Here is a 21,315-nt window from a genome sequence, read left to right on the forward strand (position 1 = left end):
CTAATCTTCCATTCCCATTTTTCTTTTTTGTTCATCATCAATTAAAGCATTAATAATCTCATTAAGTTCACCCAGCATAATTCGATCAAGTTTATTTAATGTCAAATTAATCCGATGGTCACTAACACGATTTTGAGGATAATTATATGTTCGAATTTTTTCTGCCCGCACACCACTACCGACAGCACTTTTTCGTAATGTGCCCATTTCACTTTGTTGAGCTTCAAGTTTAGCTTCATAAATTTTAGCAAGTAACACTTTTAAAGCCTTATCCTTATTATCATGTTGACTACGACCATCTTGTGAAGTTGCCACAATTCCAGTTGGTAAATGAGTAATACGCACTGCTGAATCAGTAGTATTAACATGTTGCCCCCCAGCACCAGAAGCCCGATAAGTATCAATTTTTAATTCTGACGGTTTAACATCAACATCTAAAGCACTAGCTTCGGGTAAGACAACAACCGTAGCTGTAGAAGTATGAACTCTTCCTTGTGATTCGGTTTTAGGAATTCTTTGCACGCGATGACTACCAGCTTCAAATTTCATTTTTGCATAGACTTTTTCACCTTTAATCAAAAATGAAATTTGCGAAAAACCACCAGAATTTGATATTCGTGCATCCAAAAGTTCTGTTTTTCAATTTTGTGATTCACAATATCGTAAATACATCCGATATAAATCACCAGCAAAAATATTAGCTTCATCACCACCAACAGCACCACGAATTTCAATAATAACATTTTTATCATCATTAGGGTTTGCTGGCAATAATGCAATTGTTAACTGCTGTTCAACAAATAATAATGATTCTTCATTACCTTTTAATTCTTCTTTTGCTAAATTTAACAAATCAGCATCTTTTTCATTTTGAAAAATATTTTTAATTTCTTGAAGATTGCTTTCAATACTAAGATATTTCATATATAGCAATACTGTATCATTAAGTTTAGCTCTTTCTTTAGATAACTTAGTTAATAATTCAATATTATTATTAATATCGGATTGACTTAGTAAACTATTAATTTCATTATAACGATGTTTCATTGTTTCCAATCGTTCTCGGGTTTTGACATTCATTTTTATTCTCCTTAATATTAGTTTGTGGATAATCATTAACAATATGACAATGACGACAGCGTGCCTCATAAAATTCATTAGCACCAATTAAAACAATCGGGTCATGATAACTAGCAGGAAATCCATTAATTATTCTTTGAGTTCTTGTTGCCGGCGAATGACATTTAACACATATTGCTTCTAATTTAGTAACAAATTCAGCTCGCGTTAATAGTTCTGGCATACATTTAAAAGGTTCACCACGAAAATCTTTATCTAAACCAGCAACAATAATCCTCTTCCCCTGATCTGCTAATTGTTCTAAAACTATTAAAATATCACTTGTAAAAAACTGAATTTCATCAATCGCAATAACCTCGGTATCATTATCTAAAAATTCAATTAATTGTTGCGCATTACAAATTCTTATTGCTTTAATTTTTCTATTATTATGACTAACAATTTCTTCTTCTTCATAACGATTATCAATTAATGGTTTAAAAATTTGAATTTTTTTATTAGCAAATGACAACATATTTATTCGACGAATTAATTCCTCAGTTTTACCAGCAAACATACAACCACTAATTACTTCAATTCATCCATCTTTATAACGCACATACATTATTTCCCCTCACTTTGATTAATTTTTTTTGCTAACAAATTTAAATCATTTAATAAGGCATCAACAGTATGTCAAGAATTAGTTTTTACACCTGCTGCACGATGATGACCACCGCCACCATATTTTGCTGCTAAATCATTAATTTTCAAACCAGTACTCCGAATACTAATTTTAATAAACTCATCATTTTCATCTTGACTACAAAATGCTCATATATGTATTCCCAAAATCCTCCCTAAGAGATTAACTAAATTATTAGCTTTTTCTTTAGTAATTAAAAATTCTTTCAAAATATCTGGTGTTAACTTTAAAAAAGCAACACCATTGTCAGTAACCGTAAAATTACTCAAAGCAAATGCTTGAAATTTAATAATATTCATTGGCCGTTGATACAAATTATTATAAAGTTGTTCAATATTAAAACCCGTTGTCATTAAAAAATTTGCTAATAAAAAAGTTTCTGGTCGTAAATTACCATAAAGAAACCTTCCCGTATCAGTTACCATTCCATGAAATATCGCTTTAGCAGCTTCCTTTGTAACTTGCAAGTTATTATCTAAAGCTAACTTTGCTACCATTTCACTTGCTGATGGTGCCACATCATCAATTCACTCTAAATCGGCATATTGTTCATAAAATGGATGATGATCAATTTTAATCTTATATTTTCCTTTTTCTCAACCAACACCATCAATTCGCTCGGCATTAGCACAATCACCAATAATTACTAAAGCATCACGATAGTCTTCTTCCTTAACATCATCACAGATACCAATATAATTCAAGTCTAATAAGCTAGCACCCCCAGTTAAAACTCTAATATGAGGCAAATTAGCAACAATTAAATGTTTTAAACCAAATTGTACACCATACGCATCACCATCAGGACTAATATGGCGTAAAATTATTACTGTGGAATATTCTCTTATCTTATCTCAGATTTGCTTTGTCATTTTTTATTATTCTCCTCTATCATCTCTTAATTAATTGATCAGTTTTACTATCAAATAAATAAATACCCCCTGACAAAATATCAAATTTAATTTCTTCTTTTAAAAATTTTTTATTATTTGATGGTGGAGTTATTACTTTAATAATTTTATTATCATTTAAAATTACATCAAGTAATCAATCACCTTTACGCATTTTTTTTAACTTAATAACTCATCCATAAAGAGGTTGCTTATTAATAACTTTTATTTTATGTTTGTAAAAATCAGGAACAATTTTTTCTGGTAAAATACCAACATTAAAACTAAAATTTTTATTTTCCATATAAAGTGTCTTTAAACTGACAATATTAATATTATCAATTAATAATCACGATTCAGTATAATTAAAGTACGCAAATCAATTTAAATGTGGTGAGCTAATCGCCTGTAAAACATCCTTATTAAAAGGTTGAGCAATAATATTTTCTTTTGTATCTTGCTGAACAATATCACCATTTTGTAAAATAATAACTTTTTGGGCAACATCAATAACACGATAACCATATTTACTAATAATAAGAATCGTTAAATTATAATGCTTTTGAAGTTTTTCAATTAAATGACCAAACTCATTTTTATATTGTTTAGATTGTTTAACTAAAGTATCATCAATAATAAGTAATCGTTTTTGTTGAATAAGAGCAATAACAATTTGCAACTTAATGCGATCTCAACCCGTAAATTGTCAAATAAAACTAAACTTTAAGCCTTTTAACTCAATATCATCAATAATATTCTTTACTTGTAATCAAGCTTGCTGACGAACCCTAATAACTGCTCTACTAGCAGTATGAACTTCATTTTTAAACTTTTTTACACTAATTTTATCAAAACCATTTAAAAGCAATTGATGATAAATATAGGTTTCATTCATAATTTTTCCTTGAAGCATTTTAATTTCTGAAACTAAAATTTCACTAATAATTTGTCCTTGTTGAAAATAAAATTCATTGCGATATTCTCTTGTTGCCTGTTTTCACTGCTTAAATTTATTACTTTTTTTTAAATGAATAAAATCAGCATTTTTATGTTGATATTCAATGCTTTTAACTAACTTTCAAAAGTTTTTCGCATATGCTTTCGTATCAATTTCCGCTTGTAAAATATTTTTTCTTAACTCAGTAATTTCCCCATCTAAAGTTTCTAAAAACTCATTAGCAACAAATGTTACTTCTTTCATCTTAAATGAACGCTTATTTTCCTTATGTCCTTGATGACAATGACAACTTTTTTCCATTCTTGTTAAAATAAAAATTTTATCTCATAAAGCTTGTAAAAAAGTTAACCGACTATTTAAAATTGTTAATTTTTCCGCTTCTACAACTCAACTTTGAAATCTCTGCATTAAAATTGAAGTATTATTAGCATTAACATCATTCATAATTTGTTTAATTGCTGTTTGATGAAATTTGTTAATAAACTCATAATATTTATTAATCCGTGTTTCTTCAAGAATCCGACTATTTTCAAGAAAATTCTCATTAAAATCTCGTAACTGGTCTTTATATTTTTTCTTATCAAGATTAATACCATTATCAATTAAATCATTTAAATGATGTTTAGCATCACGATAATCTTGTTTAGCTTGCAAATAAAAATTTTTATTTTTTAAATATAAACTAGTTAATTTTCAAGGAATTGAAAAAATTGAAAAAAGAAATTTTTGTGGAAAAATTAATGCTAACGGGCGTTTTTTTGGTAATTGTGTTGTAATATTTTCTTCATTAAAAATTATTTGCCCAGTTTCTAAATTCTTACCATCTTTAAAAGCTTTAAATAAAGCACTTTTTTCTTCATAAGAATTAGTAAGTAAAACACAAACATCATTATTAGAAATATTAAAGGAAATATTTTTCAAAATAACAATATCTTTTTGTTTAACAACAATATCCTTAAGTTCTAATATCACAAAATCACCTATTTCTTAGTCTCATTACATTATACGACAAACTAAAAATAATACGAAAAAACTCACTATAATTTGTTTTAGTGAGTTTTAAACTATTTGTTTAAAGAATTTTTCAAGTCTTCTAATGATACCTCTTTTAACTTATCACTTTTTTTACTTGTATTTTTAACGATTGGTTTTTGATTTTTAGCATCTGCAATTTGTTGCTTTAAAATTTCTTGTTGTTTTGCTTGTTGCTTAGCAAACTTTTCTACTTGGCCATCAGCACGCATTGATTGTTGTTGACCAGTATAAAAAGGATGACATTTTGAACAAGCATCTACTCTAATTTCTTTTCCCTTAGTTGAACCAACAGTAAAGACATTAGAACATGTTATACAAGTAATTTCTGCTTCATAATAGTTAATAGCATTCTCTTGACCTTTTTTATTCATTATTCCACCTCTAAAATATTTTCACTATAAAATAATAACATATATTATGTTAATTACAAAATCGGCGAAGTATTTTTTAACCTATCTTGTTGGCAACAACATTATCGCTTACGCAAGCAATTTTGTTCCAATAATCTGATAATACTTATTAGGTAAGTATTCCAAGAAAAACTCATTGAGTATTGTTCAGCGAACCGATAATTGATCGCTTGGCATACTAATCGGTTGTAATAACCATTGACTAAATAACTCTGCAAACTGTTCTTTTAAACTAACAAACTTACCATAGTTACTATCAACAAATAATTTTGATACTAAAGCACTAATTTTTGCTTCTGAATTAGAAAAATATATTTTGCCATTTATATCAATAAATTTAATCTTACTTGGAAGATACCCCAATTTACTAGCAATAAAACGAACAAATTCTAGGGATGCAGAAATTTTTGTTTTTTTTAATTTTCACCCTTTTTTATATCACGCTTGATTTTTATTAGTAGATTTTTGTAATCCATTTTTAAATCATTTATCTAAACGAAGTTCATCAGCAGCATTAGTTTCATCTGGTAAAATATTACTATTTAACTGCTCAGGAAAAAAATTTAACAAGTTTTCTAACGCATGACCATACTCATGAATAACCCCAGTAGTAACATTACTAGTTGAAAATTGACCATTAAAATATTGGGATTTAATATGATCTTTATCAACAATACTTGGTCGCAAAGTAATAAACTGATAACCATATCGTAAATCTAAAACCGTAACCCCTAAGGTCTTTTCTGAATCAGTCTGGAAATCAAAACTATTAGTAAACGAAAGGGCAACTAATAACTTAGCAATATTTTTTTTACCATAATATTTACTTAAATAATTATACATCGCTAACAAATACTTTGAATTATTACCAATTTTTTGTTCCAATAGTTTCAAATCAAGCATTGGTTTTTGTCCATCTCTTAAATCAGTATTTTCAAGATTTTTTACTAAATCATCATAACTTGAATAATAATCTCTTAACAATAATGAACTTTGTTCATACTTATTATATTGCTCTGTACTTTTATTAGAAACTTTTAAAATCTCATTATAACAAGATTGTAACGCTTTTCTTTCAGCAATATTGTTTTTCTTTCTATTAATAGTTGCTAAATATTTCATATATTTTGAATTACCATCATCAAATGGTGATTCAAAATCTAAATTCCAACGATGAACAATATCTTCTAACTTTAACCTTCTTACACTTTTAAGATTAACATTCTTACCCTCAAAAGCACAATTATAATTAATTAACGAATCATTATCATTAGATAATTGATAATCATAAAAATTAAAAGCGTTACACCCTACTAATAAAAACAATATGATAATAATATTAACAACTAATGGTGTTTTTTTAATCATTGTTATCCTCCCTAATTATCACTTATTTTATTACTTTATTTTATCATTTTTTATCATAAAATCTACAAAATTTAATGTTTTATCCACTCAAGAAGTATTAAAATTAATATCATGACTAGTCAATAATACTGTCCCAGAATAATTGGTTATTGCTTCTAATAATGAATCCTTAGCTAAATCATCTAAATGATTAGTTGGTTCATCCAAAATTAACAAACTACAAGGAATTAAAGATAAAACTGCTAACCGAACTTTAGTTTGTTCTCCCCCTGATAATTTATTAAGGGATTGCATCGCTAACTCGCGCTTAATTCCAAAACTAGCTAATATTTTCCTAATTTCACCATCATCCATTTCCGGATTTAATGATTTTAAATATTGTATTGGTGATAATTCAGGAAAATTATAAAACTGCTTAAAATAACCAATCGTAACATTATCACCAATCGTAATTATCCCTGATATTGGTTTAATATTACCAGTTAAAGTTTCTAGTAATGTTGTTTTTCCAATCCCATTATAACCTTGCACCAATCATTTTTCACCTTCTTTAATCGTAAATGATAATGAATTAATTAACGGTTTAGTATAACCAATCGTTAAATCTTTTACTTTAAGAGTAACCGATGTTAAACTTCGGCGATACTTAAAATTAAAGTTTGGTTTACTAATTTTTTGTGGTTTAGCAATAATTTCCATTTTTTCTAATTGTTTTTTTCGTGACTGGGCACTTTTTGCTGTTGACTTTCTAGCAATATTTTTATTAACATAAGTTTGTAACTTATCAATTTTCTTTTGTTGTCCTTGATATTCCATTAAATACTGTCGTTGATTTAATTGTTTAAGTTCTAAATAATGATCAAAATTACCAACATAACGAACTAAATTAAAATTTTCAATTGCATAAATAATATGAGCAACTTTATTAACAAATGCTTGGTCATGTGATATTAATAAAAATGCATACGGATATGTTTGTAAGAAACTTGCTAACCAATTAACTTGTTGGGTATCTAAAAAGTTAGTTGGCTCATCTAATAACAAAAAGTCATTTTTTGATAATAATAATTTTGCTAAAAGAATCTTACTTTTTTGGCCACCACTTAAACTAGATAATTTTTGTGCTAATAATGATTTATCAATTGCTAAACCGATAACTAAATTATTAATTTCTTTTTCAACATTATAAAAATCACTATTATCAAGTTCAGTTTGCAGTTTTAAAGCTTTATTTAAAATTTTTTCTTCATAATTCAATGATAATTGATGATATAATTCATTAATCATTTGTTCCTTTAAAAATAAATCTTTATATGCTGTTTTTAAATAGTCTAATGCTGAAATATTATTATCAACCAATTGATGTTGATCTAAATATCCCATTTTAACATAAGGAAAAAAAATTAAATCAATTTTATCAGCACTAACTTTACCAGAAATAATATTTAATAATGTTGTTTTGCCACTACCATTAGGTCCAATCAAAGCAATATGCTCACCAACATTAATTTTCATTGTTGCTTTTTGATATAACGATTTACTACCCGTACTATGACTTAATTCTTTAATAAATAAAATACTCATTGCTTCTTTCACCTCAAATAATAAGTTAATAATAACTTGTTTTAAAAATTTTTTATATTTCATAAAAAATAATTAAGTTAACAATAACTTAATTTAAAAACCTTTATATTTTTAACTTTACAATAATATTATACTATAAAGATTTAATTAATGAAAATTCCTAAACTCAACAACTCCTAAAAAATTATCAACAGATTTTCAATACTCATTTGTTAAATAATCAAAAAAATCATTTAAAATATTTCATTTAATTGGCAGTTCATTTTGATAATAAGGCATTAAAAATCATTGCGAAAATAAATCACTAAACGAAACTTTTAAAGTATCATTTGCTCTTAAAATACTATTACCAGTAAGAAGAATTTTTAAAATCGTAATTAATTCTTCTTTTTGAAACTTTAAATATTTATCATTTTGATTTTTAAACTGCATAAAAAGTCATTCATCAAATACCTTATTAAGATTAAAATTAATTTTATTATTATTAAAATCAGCAATTTCTAGAAGACCCTCATTAATATTCTTTGTAGCATTAAAATTAAATCATTCTTCTAAAAATATCATAAATTCAGCATCCACATATTTATCATCATTATCTTTTACAGGTAACATTCCCGTATTAATAGAATTAGGTAATCTTGCCAATGAATACTCCAATACCTTGCCATAAAGCGATACGATTGCTCCCATTCCTGTTTTAAAATTCGCATAACCGTTTTTATAATTATTTAATAATGCTTGTTCATTAAATAGATCATTATTAAGAAGTAATGCTTGATGATTTTGTTTTTCGTCATAATATAATATTCCTGATAATATTCAAGGAAAATTATTTTCTTTCTTTTTTTCGGCAATAAATTCGGTCATTTTTTGTGAAAAAACTAACATAAACAACCACTCATGAACATTTTCTTTGCCAAAAGCATAACTTAGATAATTATATAAATTAAGAAAAATATCATTTTCAACAAACTTTTCTAATTTATCAAATTGAAAAAGAAAATCTTGTTTATTTCTTAGTTTTTGTTGATGAAAATAAGTTTTTAAAGCATCTCAATTTTTAAAACTAATTTGATCATTTTTATATTTAATTTTATTAGCATAAGTATGGATTTGACTTATTTTCATTTTTTTATTATTAAAAACATTAAAACATCCTTGAATTTTTGCTTTTTGAATATTAGTAAAAGAATTCTTACTATTTAAAGCCTCTTCATACTTATCCCAATTATTTTCTGGTTTAAATAAATTTAATCTTTCTTCTTCTGATGATTCTAAAATTAATTGTTCTTTTACTAAATTGCTTTGATAATCACAAAAAGATGTACTACTAATAATATTATCAATATTACCTTGTGAACAACCGATAATTGTTAAAGGTAAGTTAATAACTATTAATAAAACCAATGATTTCATTTTTTCACTCCTAATCATTACCAAGAATTTGTTGATATTTTTTAGGTAAGTATTCTAAAAAAACTCATTTAATAAAGTTCAACGAACAGAAAGTTTATTTTGCTTATAATTATTCGGTGTTAATAATCATTGACTAACTAACTCGGCAAATTGCTCATTTCAATCAGTAAATTTGCCATAACGACTATCAACAAATAATTTTGATACTAAAGCACTTATTAAGGTACTACGATTAATTTCCAAAAATTCATTATTATCTTCTACTTTTCAAACATTAATATCGGCAGGATTAAAACCTAATTTTTTACTAATAAAACGAATAAATTCATTAGATGCTGAGAAATTACTTGGTTGAACTTTATAACCTCTAATAATATTATTATTAATATTTTTATAATCAACTTGTGAAAACCAATTGTTTAAAAAATAATTGCTTTCATTATTAGTAACTTTATTTGGTAAAATGTTTTTATTTAATTGTTCAGGTAAAAACGATAAAGCAAATTCTAACATATGACCATATTCATGAATAACACCCGTAATAATATTATTAGATACTCAATGACCTAACTGATAATTTTCAAAAACAACATTTTTACTTAAAATATTTGGATCTAAAGCAATAAACTGATAACCATAAAAACTATTTAATACTGTAATCCCTAAAATTCCTGAATAGCGTTTTTGGATATTATTAGTAAAAACAAGAGTAAACAGTCAACGCTTAATATTTTCAATACCATAATATTTACTTAGATAATTATATAAACTTAATAAATGTTGTTCTTCGCTACCAACAGCATTAATAATAGAATTAAAATCTAACAGCGGATAATAATTATGGCGTAATATTGTTGTTCTAATTTTAGCAATTAATGTTGTTAAAGAAGGAAAATAACCTGATTCATTTTGTAATTGTTTAGTATTATGGATAAACTTATCATACGCCAATTTACTATTTTCCGAAACTTTTAATATTTCTTCATAACAAGACCTTAATGATGCTATTTCTTGAGATTGAAAATAATATTTTCTAACCATCTTTGCATACTGCATAATAACTTCCATACCAATAGCATCATCACTATTCACATCTAAATATTGACTACGATTTTTATCTCTTATTATTAGTTCGTTACGATTATTGGGTTCAAAAGTACAACGATAACCAGTTAAAAGATTTTCATTATCCTCATTAACAAGATATAGTGGTTTTACAAAACTAATACCTACTAATAAATAAATATTAAAAAAACTAATCATTTTTCACATTACAATTATCTCCTAAAATATTTTTAAAGTTTACAAGTGATAGTTTAATATCCTTTAATATAAAATATTTTATCACATAATTTTAAAAAGTATTATTTGATACTAAATCAATACTAAAATTTTACTTTTTGATTACGTGATTTATCCTTTAACTGGATTATGATAAATAAAAAAGAACGCCTTTAAAGGCGTTCTTTTAATACATCAATATTCTTTTTTAAATTAAGCTTTACCTAAACTACCAAACTCTGCTAATAATTGTTTCGCTTTATTCTCAACAGCAACAGTTCCCGGATTTAATAATTTTCGCGGATCATAACCTTTACCCGCTTGATCTTTTTCAGCAATAATATACTGTCGGGTTGCTTGTTGAAATTCTAATTGTAATTCCGTATTAACATTAATTTTACTAATTCCTAAACTAATCGCTTGTTTAATTTGTTCCATATCAATTCCCGAACCACCGTGTAATACTAGTGGTAAAGAAATATTTTCAGAAATATTTTTTAACAAATCTAATTTTAAACCGTCCCAATTTTTAGGATATGGACCATGAATATTGTTAATTCCGGCAGCTAAAAAATCAACCGCCAAGTTTTTCATTGCTTGACATTCATCAAGGGTTGCTAATTCCCCCGTACCAATAACACCATCTTCTTCACCACCAATAGTTCCCACTTCAGCCTCAACAGCAACATTTTTACTATGAGCATAATCTACTACTTGGGCAGTTAATTTTAAATTTTCAGCAAGAGGATGATGACTACCATCAAACATTACTGAAGAAAAACCAGCATCAATCGCTGCAATACACGATTCAACAGTTTGACCGTGGTCTAAATGTAATGCTACGGGAACAGTCACCTTAATGAAATCCATTAGATTAGTAACTAATCCATAAACCGTTTTAACTCCCCCCATATATTTAATTGCCCCTTCGGATACTCCTAAAATTACTGGACTATTAGTTTCTTGTACTGCTTTTAAAATTGCTTTAATTCATTCTAAATTATTAATATTAAAATGCGCAATTGCATAATTTTCTTTTCTCGCTTTTTGCAACATTGCTGTTGGATTAACTAATTTTGTCATTTCTATCCTCCAAGATTAAAATTTGTTAATATGCTTTAATTACTGCTTCAATAAATCCAATAAATAATGGATTTGGTTTGCTCGGTCGGGAAGTAAATTCAGGATGAAATTGACTACCAATAAAAAACGGATGGTTCTTTAATTCAATAATTTCCACTAAAGATTGTTCTTTATACATACCACTAAAAATAATTCCTTTTTCTTTAAATAAATCCAAATAATCATTATTTACTTCGTAACGATGCCGATGGCGTTCTTGGATAACCTTTTTCTTGTATAATTTCGAAACATGCGTTTTATCTTCAATAGTAATATCATAATTTCCTAGTCGCAATGTACCACCAATATGATCAGTTGAGTTTTTTCCTCTAATTAAATGTAATATCGGATTTTTACATTCAGGAAAAAATTCCTCAGAATGAGCATCTGGTAATTTACAAACATCTTGGGCAAATTCAATTAATGCCGTTTGCATGCCTAAACAAATGCCAAAATAAGGAATATGATGTTTTCTAGCATACTTAGCAGCTAATATTTTTCCTTCAATGCCCCGATAACCAAACCCACCAGGTACAATAATACCTTTACAATGTTTAAAGATATCTTCATAATTATTTTCATCAATATCATTGGCACTAATTCATTGCACTTTAACTTCAACACCTTTTTCATAACCAGCTAACTTTAATGACTCTAAAACTGATAAATACGCATCTGGTAATTCAATATACTTACCAACTAAATAAATTGTAATAACTTTATTTTTAGCATCACTAGCTTTTTGTAAAAACAATTTTAATTTCTTTAAATTATTATGTTTAATTTTTAAATGTAGCAACGAAGCAAGCGTTGTTAAAATATCTTGTTCATAAAGAACAATTGGTACTTTATAAATATTATCCACATCATAAGCACTAAAAACAGCATTACGATTAACATTACAAAATAAAGAAATTTTATCAATTAATTGTGCTGATAATTCTTGTTCACTACGAGCAAGAACAATATCTGGTTGAATTCCTAACGACAATAATTCTTTAACTGAATGTTGAACTGGCTTTGTTTTAAATTCACCACTAGCAGCAATAAATGGTACTAAAGCAACATGAATAAATAACACATTTTCTTTCCCTTTTTCCATTCTTATTTGCCGAATCGTTTCAATAAATGGTAATGACTCAATATCACCAACTGTGCCCCCAATTTCACCAATAATAATATCGGCTTTACTAACAGTTGACGCTAAATAAATCTTATTCTTAATAATATCTGTTAAATGCGGTACTACTTGAACTGTTTTACCTTCATAATCACCATTCCGCTCTTTTTCAATTACTTCTAAATATGCTTTACCAGCAGTAATTGATGAATAGCAAGTCAAATTTTCATCAATAAAGCGTTCATAATGACCTAAATCTAAATCAGTCTCACTACCATCAGCAGTAACAAAAACCTCACCATGCTCATAGGGATTCATTGTTCCTGGATCAACATTAATATATGGATCAAATTTTTGCATAAAAACCTTTAATCCTCTATCTTTTAAAATATGACCAATTGAAGCACCAGCAATTCCCTTACCTAAACTGGAAACTACACCACCCGTAATAAAAATATATTTTGTCATTATAATTCACCTTCTTTAACTCTAACAACTAGTTATTTTCTTCCATTTCTTTTTCAATTTCATCTCAATCAACTTCATCTTCTTCATCATCGCTATCAATTTCTAATTCATCTTCTTCATCATCAATGCTTTCTTCAAAAGTATTATCAACTTCATCAATAATTTCAGTAACTTCTAATTTCTTAGGATCAATATTATCATTAATAGCAAATAAAAACTCTAATTGTTTCTTAATTTCATCAAACTTATAATCTTGTCGTACCCCCCCCCATTCGTTATCCTGAATTAACAAAAAACGATTATCCAATACCATATCAGTATATAAATTAACCATTTCTTTTGCTTCAGCCTCAATTGGTGTTTCCTTGGCAATCTTAACATAATCATAAATTTCTTTAAAACCAGCGTGTTTTCGCTTAATAAGAAATTCATATGCCAGATCAACTAAAGACTTATTCATATATTATCTCCTTCTAAATCTATGTTTGTACTAAAACTTCTTTTGGTAATAATACATATTGTTGTTTTTCCACTTGTTTACTACTTTGTTCATTAGTATTAATCAATTTAGATTTTTTTTCTAAATTAAATACTACATCATTTTTATTAACTAATTTAATTGGTTGCTCCATTAAGTCTTGCTGATATAATGTTGGCTGATTAAATTCTTCAATAATTAAATAATAATCTAAATCATAATTTCCTGCAACTAACAATTTTTGATAGTTTTTTAAATCATTAGCATTGAAATTAGGAATTAATTTAAAAAATCTTCGATTAACAATGCGGTCTGTTAAATCTTGCAAAATATTATCTTCTTCTTTAGCTAATAAACTAAAAAGACTCATTAAACTATAATCATCAAGTTGTAAATAATGACTTACATTTAATTGTTCGGAATTATTTTCTTGTAATAAAGGTACAACTAAAGCAATATCAGTTTTAAACTTAAAATTTTTTGTAAATAAATATTTTAAGCGTTTAAAAATATTTACTAATAAATAATCAAAACTAATGCCAACTTTATGATTATAAATTTGCCAATACATATGATAACGACCTAACAAATAATTTTCAATTGCAAATAATGCTTTTTCATCATAAACAATTTCATTATTAATAATTCGTAAATTTTCCATAATTCAATCAATATCAAAATTTCCATATTCAACACCTGTATGATAAGAATCTCTTAACAAATAATCCATCCGATCACAATCAAGTTGGGAACTTACTAATGATAAAAGAATTTTATTAGGATGGGTTTTAGCAATAATTTGACAAACAGCTTGCACATCAATATTAAATGCTTTTAAAACTTGATTAATTTGCGATTGTTCATTTTGAATAATGGCAATTGTTCATTGTTCATGATTAATTGGCGAAACTTTTTCAAAACTATGAGAAAAAGGACCATGCCCTAAATCATGTAATAAACCAGCAATTTTTGTTAAAGTTTTTTCTTCATTAGATATATTATCAAAACTAGAATTTCTAAAAATTTTATCAATTAAATAATAAACTCCTAATGAATGACTAAAACGATTATGAACAGCACTAGGAAAAACAAATTGTCCACCACCTAATTGTAAAATTCTTCTTAAGCGTTGAAACTCTTTACTATTAATTAAAGCAATAATAACTGATTCTTGAACATTAATATTACCATAAATACTATCACGAACCATTCATTGACTCATCATCTTACCCCACCCTATTAAATATTTCTAATATTTCATTAATATTATTCATTACTTTTTTTTGACCTAAAAGTTTAATTGTTTTTACTAATTGTGGTCCTACCATTCGTTTTGAACTAGCAATTCTAATTGGCATCAATAAGTCTTTACCTTTAAGATTTTGTTCTTTTTTAATTGTAGTAATAATGTCATTAATACTATCATCATCTCATTGCTTTAAATTTTGAATTAATTGCTTAAAATTATTAATGACTAATAAAACATTATTAGTTTTTAAATATTCAATAACTTCCGTAGCCACAATATCATCTTCAATAAACATCGCAACTAAACCACTTATTTGTTGCCCATAAATTAATTCTTGCTGATACAAAGCAACTACTTCCTGTCATCAAACTAACGGATATGCTTTTATTTCATAAACTTTACATAAAAATGGCAAACATAATTCTCAGTAAGCAATCGCATCTAATTTTTGAATATATTTATTATTAATTCAATTGAGTTTATTAACATCAAACAAACTACTAGATTTACTAAAACGATTTTCATTAAAAATAGCAATTAATTGCGATATTGAATAAATTTCTTGCATATCTGGTGGTGATCAACCTAATAAAACAAAAAAATTAAATAACGCTGCTGGTAAATATCCTAATTCGCGATACTGACTAATAAATTGTACAATTGTCCCATCGCGTTTTGACAATTTTTTTCGATTTTCATTAACAATTAATGGTAAATGACCAAAAATTGGTGGTGTTCAATTAAAAGCTTCATAGACTACTAATTGCTTTGGAGTATTAGATAAATGCTCCTCACCTCGTAAAACATGACTAATTTTCATTAAATAATCATCAATAACAACAGCAAAATTATAAGTCGCCACGCCATTTGATTTAATAATAACAAAATCACTAATATCTTTACTAGCAAATATTACTTCTTTTCGTACCAAATCATTAAGAATATAAGATTTATTTTCTGGGATTCGGATTCTAATACTTGGTTTAATCCCTAAAACTTCTTTTGCTTTAATATCACTAATAGAAAGACTTCAACATTTACCATCATAACTTGGCGCTATTCCTTGCTCAATTTGCTTTTGCTTCACTTGGGTTAATTGTTCTGCTGAACAATAACAATAATATGCTAAATTATTAGTAACAAGCTCATTAGCATATTTAATATAAATTTGTAAGCGCTCAGTTTGTTGATATGGACCAAAATTACCTAATGTATCAATAGTTTCATCAATAACAATATTTAATCATCGCAAATTATCTAATTGTGACGCAATACCACCACTAACATTTCGTTCTAAATCAGTATCTTCAATTCGCACAATAAATGTGCCATTATAATGTTTAGCAAATAGATAATTAAAAATTGCTGTTCTGGCACCACCAATATGTAAATATCCTGTTGGACTAGGTGCATAGCGTAATCGTATTTTCTTCATCCATTATCTCCATTTCTTTTAATATATAAAAAAATAAATTAGTTTTTAACTACTAATTTATTTTACACTATAATAATTACTTTATTGTACATAAAAATGTTCAATAACTTAAAGACTTTAAACATTAAAACGGAAATAACAAATATCACCATCAGAAACTAAATAATTTTTCCCTTCAAATCGCAACTTTCCTGACAATTTAACGGCATTCTCACTACCATATTTAACTAAATCATCATAACTATAAACTTCTAATTTAATAAAACCACGAGAAATATCAGTATGAATAATACTAGCACATTCAACAGCTTCCATACCACTTTTAAATGTTCAAGCACGAACTTCTTTCTTACCAGCTGTAAAAAATGTTGATAAACCTAATGTGCGATATGTTTTTGAAATCATCTGATCTAAGCCTGATGTTTCTAAATTTAATGATTTTAAAAACTCTTCTTTATCATTATCTTCTAACGATGAAATTTCTAATTCTGTTTTTGCACAAATAACAATAACTTGTGATTTCTCAGCAATAGCATAATCCTTAACTTTTTCAACTCACTTATTAGTTTTATCCACTAAATCTTTTTCACTAATATTTGCAATATACAAAATTGGTTTACTAGTTAAAAAACTATAATGTTTAATCAAATTAACTTCTTCAACTGTTAATTCTAAACGCCGAATCGGTTTACCATCAAATAACGCTTCTTTAATTTTCTTTAATAAATTAATTTCTTTCAGTAAAACTGGATTTTTATCATTTTTAACAAGTTTTTCTAATTTTTGTAATATTTTAATAACGATATCATAATCTGCTAAAATTAATTCTAAATTAATAATTTCAATATCTCTAATCGGATCAATCGTAGTTTCAACATGATTAACATTACTATCATCAAAACAACGCACAACTTCACAAATCGCATCAACTTCACGAATATGACCTAAAAACTTATTACCTAAACCATGGCCTAATGATGCCCCTTTAACAAGTCCCGCAATATCTGTAAACTCAAAATTATTAGCAATAACTTTCTCAGGTTGAAAAATTTCTTCCAACTTATTAAGTCTACTATCGGGTACTTTAACAATACCAACATTAGGATTAATCGTTGTGAAAGGATAATTTGCAGCTTCAACTTTAGAATTGGTAATGGCATTAAATAATGTCGATTTTCCAACATTAGGTAATCCAACAATTCCTGCTTTTAAAGACATAATTTCTTTATTCCTCTTTCATATTTAATATTTAATTAATAAAAATAAATAAAATGCTAATAGCATAAAATATTAATTTCCTAAAACAAATATTTATCTATTAATTATACCAATAATCTTAATAAAATCGCAATTTTTCTATTATTTAGAAAAATTTAAAATCTGATTTATTTTACAGAAAATTATTTAATAATTTAAATAATTTTAAGAACTTCCAAAATGCGATTCAAATCTTTATCATTAGAAAACTTAATGATAATACGATTATCATCAATGACAACCTTAGTTCCTAAAATTCTAATCATTTTTTCAGCGACAGGTGCATATTCTCACTTTGGAAAAACACCAACTTTTTGTTCATTTTTATCTTTCTTACCAATTTGTAATTGATACGCCCGAACAATATCTTCAACCTTTCTAGATGTTAAATTTTCTTTAAAAATGCGTTCACTTAAACGAGAAACTAATTCCATATCATCTTGTAAAGCTAATAATGGCTTCACCTGCCCCATCGTTAATTGACCATTTAAAACATAATCTTGGATTTTTTGCGGTAAATTTAAAATTCGCATAATATTAGCAATATGTGACCGTGACTTTCCGACTTGCATTGCCACTTCACCTTGCGTTAAGTTTAATTTATTCATTAAATCACGATATGCTTGTGCCTCTTCAATGGTATTTAAATCAACTCGTTGAATATTTTCAATTAAAGCAATTTCCATCATTTGTTTATCAGATAAATTAATCGTAATTGCTGGAATATGAGTTAATCCGACCTTTTTACAAGCCCGCATTCTTCTTTCTCCCGCAACAACTTCATAACCATTAATTGATTTCTTAACAATAATTGGTTGAATAACCCCATGCTTAACAATTGATTGTCCTAATTGTGTAATCTCAGCATCATCAAAAACAATTCGTGGTTGATAAGGATTACTACGAATTTCATTTAATGAAATTTCAACCGCATTTTGCTTAATTTCATCATTAGTTTCAATTTCACTAATTAAATCATTAATTTCTTCACCAAAAATCTTTTCTAATCCTTTAGCCGATAATCTGTTTTTACTTATTAATTTGTTGTTCTGTGCCATTATTTAGCAATACCTCCTTAACTAGTTCCATATAAGCAATTGCCCCCGATGAATTTTCGGCATAACTAAAAATATCATCCCCATTTGATGGCGCTTCCGATATTTTAATATTTCGCGGAATATAAGTTTTATATACTTTCTCTTTAAAATACTTTTGTGCTTCTTGCATTACTTCATACGATAATTTTGTTCTAGTATCAAACATTGTTAATAAAATACCTTCAATAGTTAAATGTTTATTACTTCTTTGTTGAACAAATCTAATTGAAGTTAACAATTGCGTTAATCCTTCTAAAGCATAATATTCAGCTTGAATCGGAATAATTACCGTATTAGATGCACTTAACGCATTACGATTTAATAATCCTAACGATGGTGGACAATCAATAATAATATAATGATAATTATTAAGAATACCTTTTAACTTATCCAACAAAATATTTTGCTTATCCTTAGATTGTTCTAATAAATGTAAATCAGCACTTGCTAATGATAATGTTGCTGGTGCTAAATCAACATTTTGACAAACATTTTTTTGAATAATTTCACTAAGAGTAATATCATTAACTAAAACATCAAACATACACCTTTCAATTTTACTTTTATCAGCACCAATTCCTGTTGTACTATTTCCTTGTGGATCTAAATCAATCAGCAAAACTTTTTGTCCATATCTGCCCAAACCAGCAGCAAGATTTATTGATGTTGTCGTTTTGCCAACACCACCTTTTTGATTAGCAATTGCAATTACTTTAGCCATAAATTTTAACTTCCTTTTTTAAGATTCCCAAATATTTTACCTAATTATATTAACATTATAACAAGAGTTTATTAAAAATTATAATGGTCACCGTTTTATTTTAGCAAAATCTCGCGGATATAATTTATCAATCGCTTTTTGCTTAATAAAATATAAAATTGTTCTTTTACCTAAAAAATTTCAATTACTACTATAAGTAGATATTAACTTTGTATTTAAAACTTTTAAAGCATTTTGACTATTAAATAATTCTTGATTAGTTTCTGATTTTAAAGCAATAAACATTCCTTTAACTTTTACAATTGGCATACATAATTCTAATAACATATTTAACTGAGCAACAGCTCTAACAGTAACAATATCAAAAAAATCACGATATTGAATCGCAATATTTTCAACACGATTATTAATAATCGTTACATCTTTTAAAAATAAGTTTTCAACTACTGCTTGTAAAAATAAACACTTTTTAGTAATTGCTTCAACAAGAAATAATTTAACCTTCGGAAATAAAATCTTAATAACGATTCCTGGAAATCCAGCTCCCGTACCAACATCACATATGAGTTGTTGTTCTAAAACAACATTTTTTGTTAATAACAATGAATCAAAAAAATGTTTTTGATAAACCTCTTCTTTACTAATTATTGTTGTAAGATTCATTTTCTCATTTCATTGTTGCAATAATTCAAAATATTTTTCTAATTGTTTTATTTGTTCATTAGAACAAACAATATTTATTTTCTTTAATAAACTAACTAACATCTTAACTTTTTTCCTTCGTATACGGCGTATTTAACATTTTTGGCATCCGATCATTTTTTTCATATAATGCAAATAGTGGCGCAATTAATAATGGTAAAACATAAGGTAATATTGTCCATCATCACTTACTACTATCTTGTCGTAAAAATCCACTAAATTCAAGTAAAACTGTTACTAAATAAGTAAAAAATACGCTGCGAAATACTGCTCATTGACTTAATGCCACAATCGCAAAAGCAATTAATCCGATATTATTAACACTAACATCAAAAGTGCCTTTTTGGTTTGTAAAAAATGCACCACCTAATGCTATTAAACCAAAGCCAACAATAACTGCTAAATAACGAATTTTAACAACATTTATTTGACTTAAAGTTAAAACAACAGCATTCTTTCCAGCTGCTTTAAAATATAACCCCATTCGCGTTAAAAAGAAAAAAGAAGAAACAACTAATATTAAAATAACATTAAAAATAAAAACTAAAGATAACGGATATCCGATAAATATTGGAGCAATAAAAATTTCATTAGCATCTAATGTTCTTTGTCCATAATTAAATATTAAAATTAGCGAACTCAAACCTAAAGCCAAATAATTTCAAATAAATGAAACAAGAAACTGATTAGTTTTTAAAGAAACCGTTAATACCGCATGAATTAAACCTAATCCCATACCAATAACAAATGCTAAAAAAAAACCTAAAAAACAAATATTATCACCAAGAAATAAATATTGTTTAATCACAATTGCATACGATAACCCCCCTAAAATCATTACGCCATCAACACCAAAATTTAAAATCCCCGCTTTTTGCATTATTAAACATCCCATAGCTGCGAATAGTAATGGTGCTGATAATGATAAACTACTAATAAAAATATTAACAATATTCATA

At 26.7% G+C, this 21,315-nt stretch carries 18 protein-coding genes and 1 pseudogene; all 19 read right to left on the reverse strand.

Going from position 1 to position 21,315, the window contains the following annotated elements; genetic code table 4:
* The 19 genes and pseudogenes from prfA to AAHM88_RS07200 all read right to left on the reverse strand — a co-directional run bounded on the left by prfA (position 1) and on the right by AAHM88_RS07200 (position 21,314).
* Positions 1–1,080 carry a peptide chain release factor 1 gene (gene prfA / locus AAHM88_RS07110; protein ID WP_342262738.1) on the reverse strand — a complete coding sequence of 360 codons (1,080 nt, stop codon included), beginning with the start codon at positions 1,078–1,080 and terminating at the stop codon, positions 1–3.
* Complete coding sequence (locus AAHM88_RS07115) at positions 1,031–1,684, reverse strand: thymidine kinase (protein ID WP_342262739.1); 654 nt, start codon at positions 1,682–1,684, stop codon at positions 1,031–1,033. Before AAHM88_RS07115 ends, prfA begins: the two co-directional genes overlap by 50 nt.
* Positions 1,684–2,637, reverse strand: a complete 954-nt coding sequence (locus tag AAHM88_RS07120; RefSeq protein WP_342262740.1) for a bifunctional oligoribonuclease/PAP phosphatase NrnA — start codon at positions 2,635–2,637, stop codon at positions 1,684–1,686. The genes AAHM88_RS07115 and AAHM88_RS07120 overlap by 1 nt, the downstream gene beginning before the upstream one ends.
* Before the next feature lie 16 nt (positions 2,638–2,653).
* Entirely contained in the window at positions 2,654–4,585 is a 1,932-nt protein-coding gene (locus AAHM88_RS07125; RefSeq protein ID WP_342262741.1) for a hypothetical protein, read from the reverse strand.
* A 221-nt stretch (positions 4,586–4,806) separates the two neighbouring features.
* Positions 4,807–5,019, reverse strand: a pseudogene (rpmE, locus tag AAHM88_RS07475) (50S ribosomal protein L31); the annotation flags it as partial.
* A 108-nt stretch (positions 5,020–5,127) separates the two neighbouring features.
* The gene (locus tag AAHM88_RS07135) at positions 5,128–6,426 is read right to left on the reverse strand and encodes a hypothetical protein (RefSeq protein WP_342262743.1); all 1,299 of its coding nucleotides are present in this window, start codon (positions 6,424–6,426) and stop codon (positions 5,128–5,130) included.
* Positions 6,427–6,456: 30 nt separating this feature from the next.
* Entirely contained in the window at positions 6,457–8,010 is a 1,554-nt protein-coding gene (locus tag AAHM88_RS07140) for an ABC-F family ATP-binding cassette domain-containing protein (RefSeq protein WP_342262744.1), read from the reverse strand.
* Positions 8,011–8,157: 147 nt separating this feature from the next.
* Entirely contained in the window at positions 8,158–9,426 is a 1,269-nt protein-coding gene (locus tag AAHM88_RS07145; protein ID WP_342262745.1) for a hypothetical protein, read from the reverse strand.
* 54 nt (positions 9,427–9,480) lie between these two features.
* Entirely contained in the window at positions 9,481–10,698 is a 1,218-nt protein-coding gene (locus AAHM88_RS07150; RefSeq protein WP_342262746.1) for a hypothetical protein, read from the reverse strand.
* A gap of 222 nt (positions 10,699–10,920) precedes the next feature.
* Positions 10,921–11,790 (reverse strand): class II fructose-1,6-bisphosphate aldolase, encoded by an 870-nt coding sequence (fba, locus tag AAHM88_RS07155; protein ID WP_342262747.1) that lies wholly within the window; start codon positions 11,788–11,790, stop codon positions 10,921–10,923.
* A 25-nt stretch (positions 11,791–11,815) separates the two neighbouring features.
* Positions 11,816–13,417 (reverse strand): CTP synthase, encoded by a 1,602-nt coding sequence (locus AAHM88_RS07160; protein ID WP_342262748.1) that lies wholly within the window; start codon positions 13,415–13,417, stop codon positions 11,816–11,818.
* A 28-nt stretch (positions 13,418–13,445) separates the two neighbouring features.
* Entirely contained in the window at positions 13,446–13,877 is a 432-nt protein-coding gene (gene rpoE, locus AAHM88_RS07165; RefSeq protein WP_342262749.1) for a DNA-directed RNA polymerase subunit delta, read from the reverse strand.
* 19 nt (positions 13,878–13,896) lie between these two features.
* Complete coding sequence (locus tag AAHM88_RS07170; RefSeq protein WP_342262750.1) at positions 13,897–15,120, reverse strand: HD domain-containing protein; 1,224 nt, start codon at positions 15,118–15,120, stop codon at positions 13,897–13,899.
* A gap of 1 nt (position 15,121) precedes the next feature.
* A complete protein-coding gene (gltX, locus tag AAHM88_RS07175) occupies positions 15,122–16,579 on the reverse strand; it encodes a glutamate--tRNA ligase (RefSeq protein ID WP_342262751.1) in 1,458 nt (485 codons plus the stop codon).
* Positions 16,580–16,696: 117 nt separating this feature from the next.
* Entirely contained in the window at positions 16,697–17,797 is a 1,101-nt protein-coding gene (gene ychF, locus AAHM88_RS07180; RefSeq protein WP_342189694.1) for a redox-regulated ATPase YchF, read from the reverse strand.
* 194 nt (positions 17,798–17,991) lie between these two features.
* A complete protein-coding gene (locus tag AAHM88_RS07185; protein WP_342262752.1) occupies positions 17,992–18,894 on the reverse strand; it encodes a ParB/RepB/Spo0J family partition protein in 903 nt (300 codons plus the stop codon).
* Positions 18,866–19,654, reverse strand: coding sequence for an AAA family ATPase (locus AAHM88_RS07190; RefSeq protein ID WP_342262753.1), 789 nt, complete (start codon positions 19,652–19,654; stop codon positions 18,866–18,868). The genes AAHM88_RS07185 and AAHM88_RS07190 overlap by 29 nt, the downstream gene beginning before the upstream one ends.
* 78 nt (positions 19,655–19,732) lie before the next feature.
* Positions 19,733–20,419, reverse strand: coding sequence for a 16S rRNA (guanine(527)-N(7))-methyltransferase RsmG (gene rsmG, locus AAHM88_RS07195; RefSeq protein WP_342262754.1), 687 nt, complete (start codon positions 20,417–20,419; stop codon positions 19,733–19,735).
* Position 20,420: 1 nt separating this feature from the next.
* Positions 20,421–21,314, reverse strand: coding sequence for an ABC transporter permease subunit (locus AAHM88_RS07200; RefSeq protein WP_342262755.1), 894 nt, complete (start codon positions 21,312–21,314; stop codon positions 20,421–20,423).
* Position 21,315 lies beyond the last annotated feature (1 nt).

The organism is Spiroplasma endosymbiont of Dromius quadrimaculatus (assembly GCF_964031155.1).
Lineage (GTDB): Bacteria > Bacillota_I > Bacilli_A > Mycoplasmatales > Nriv7 > Nriv7.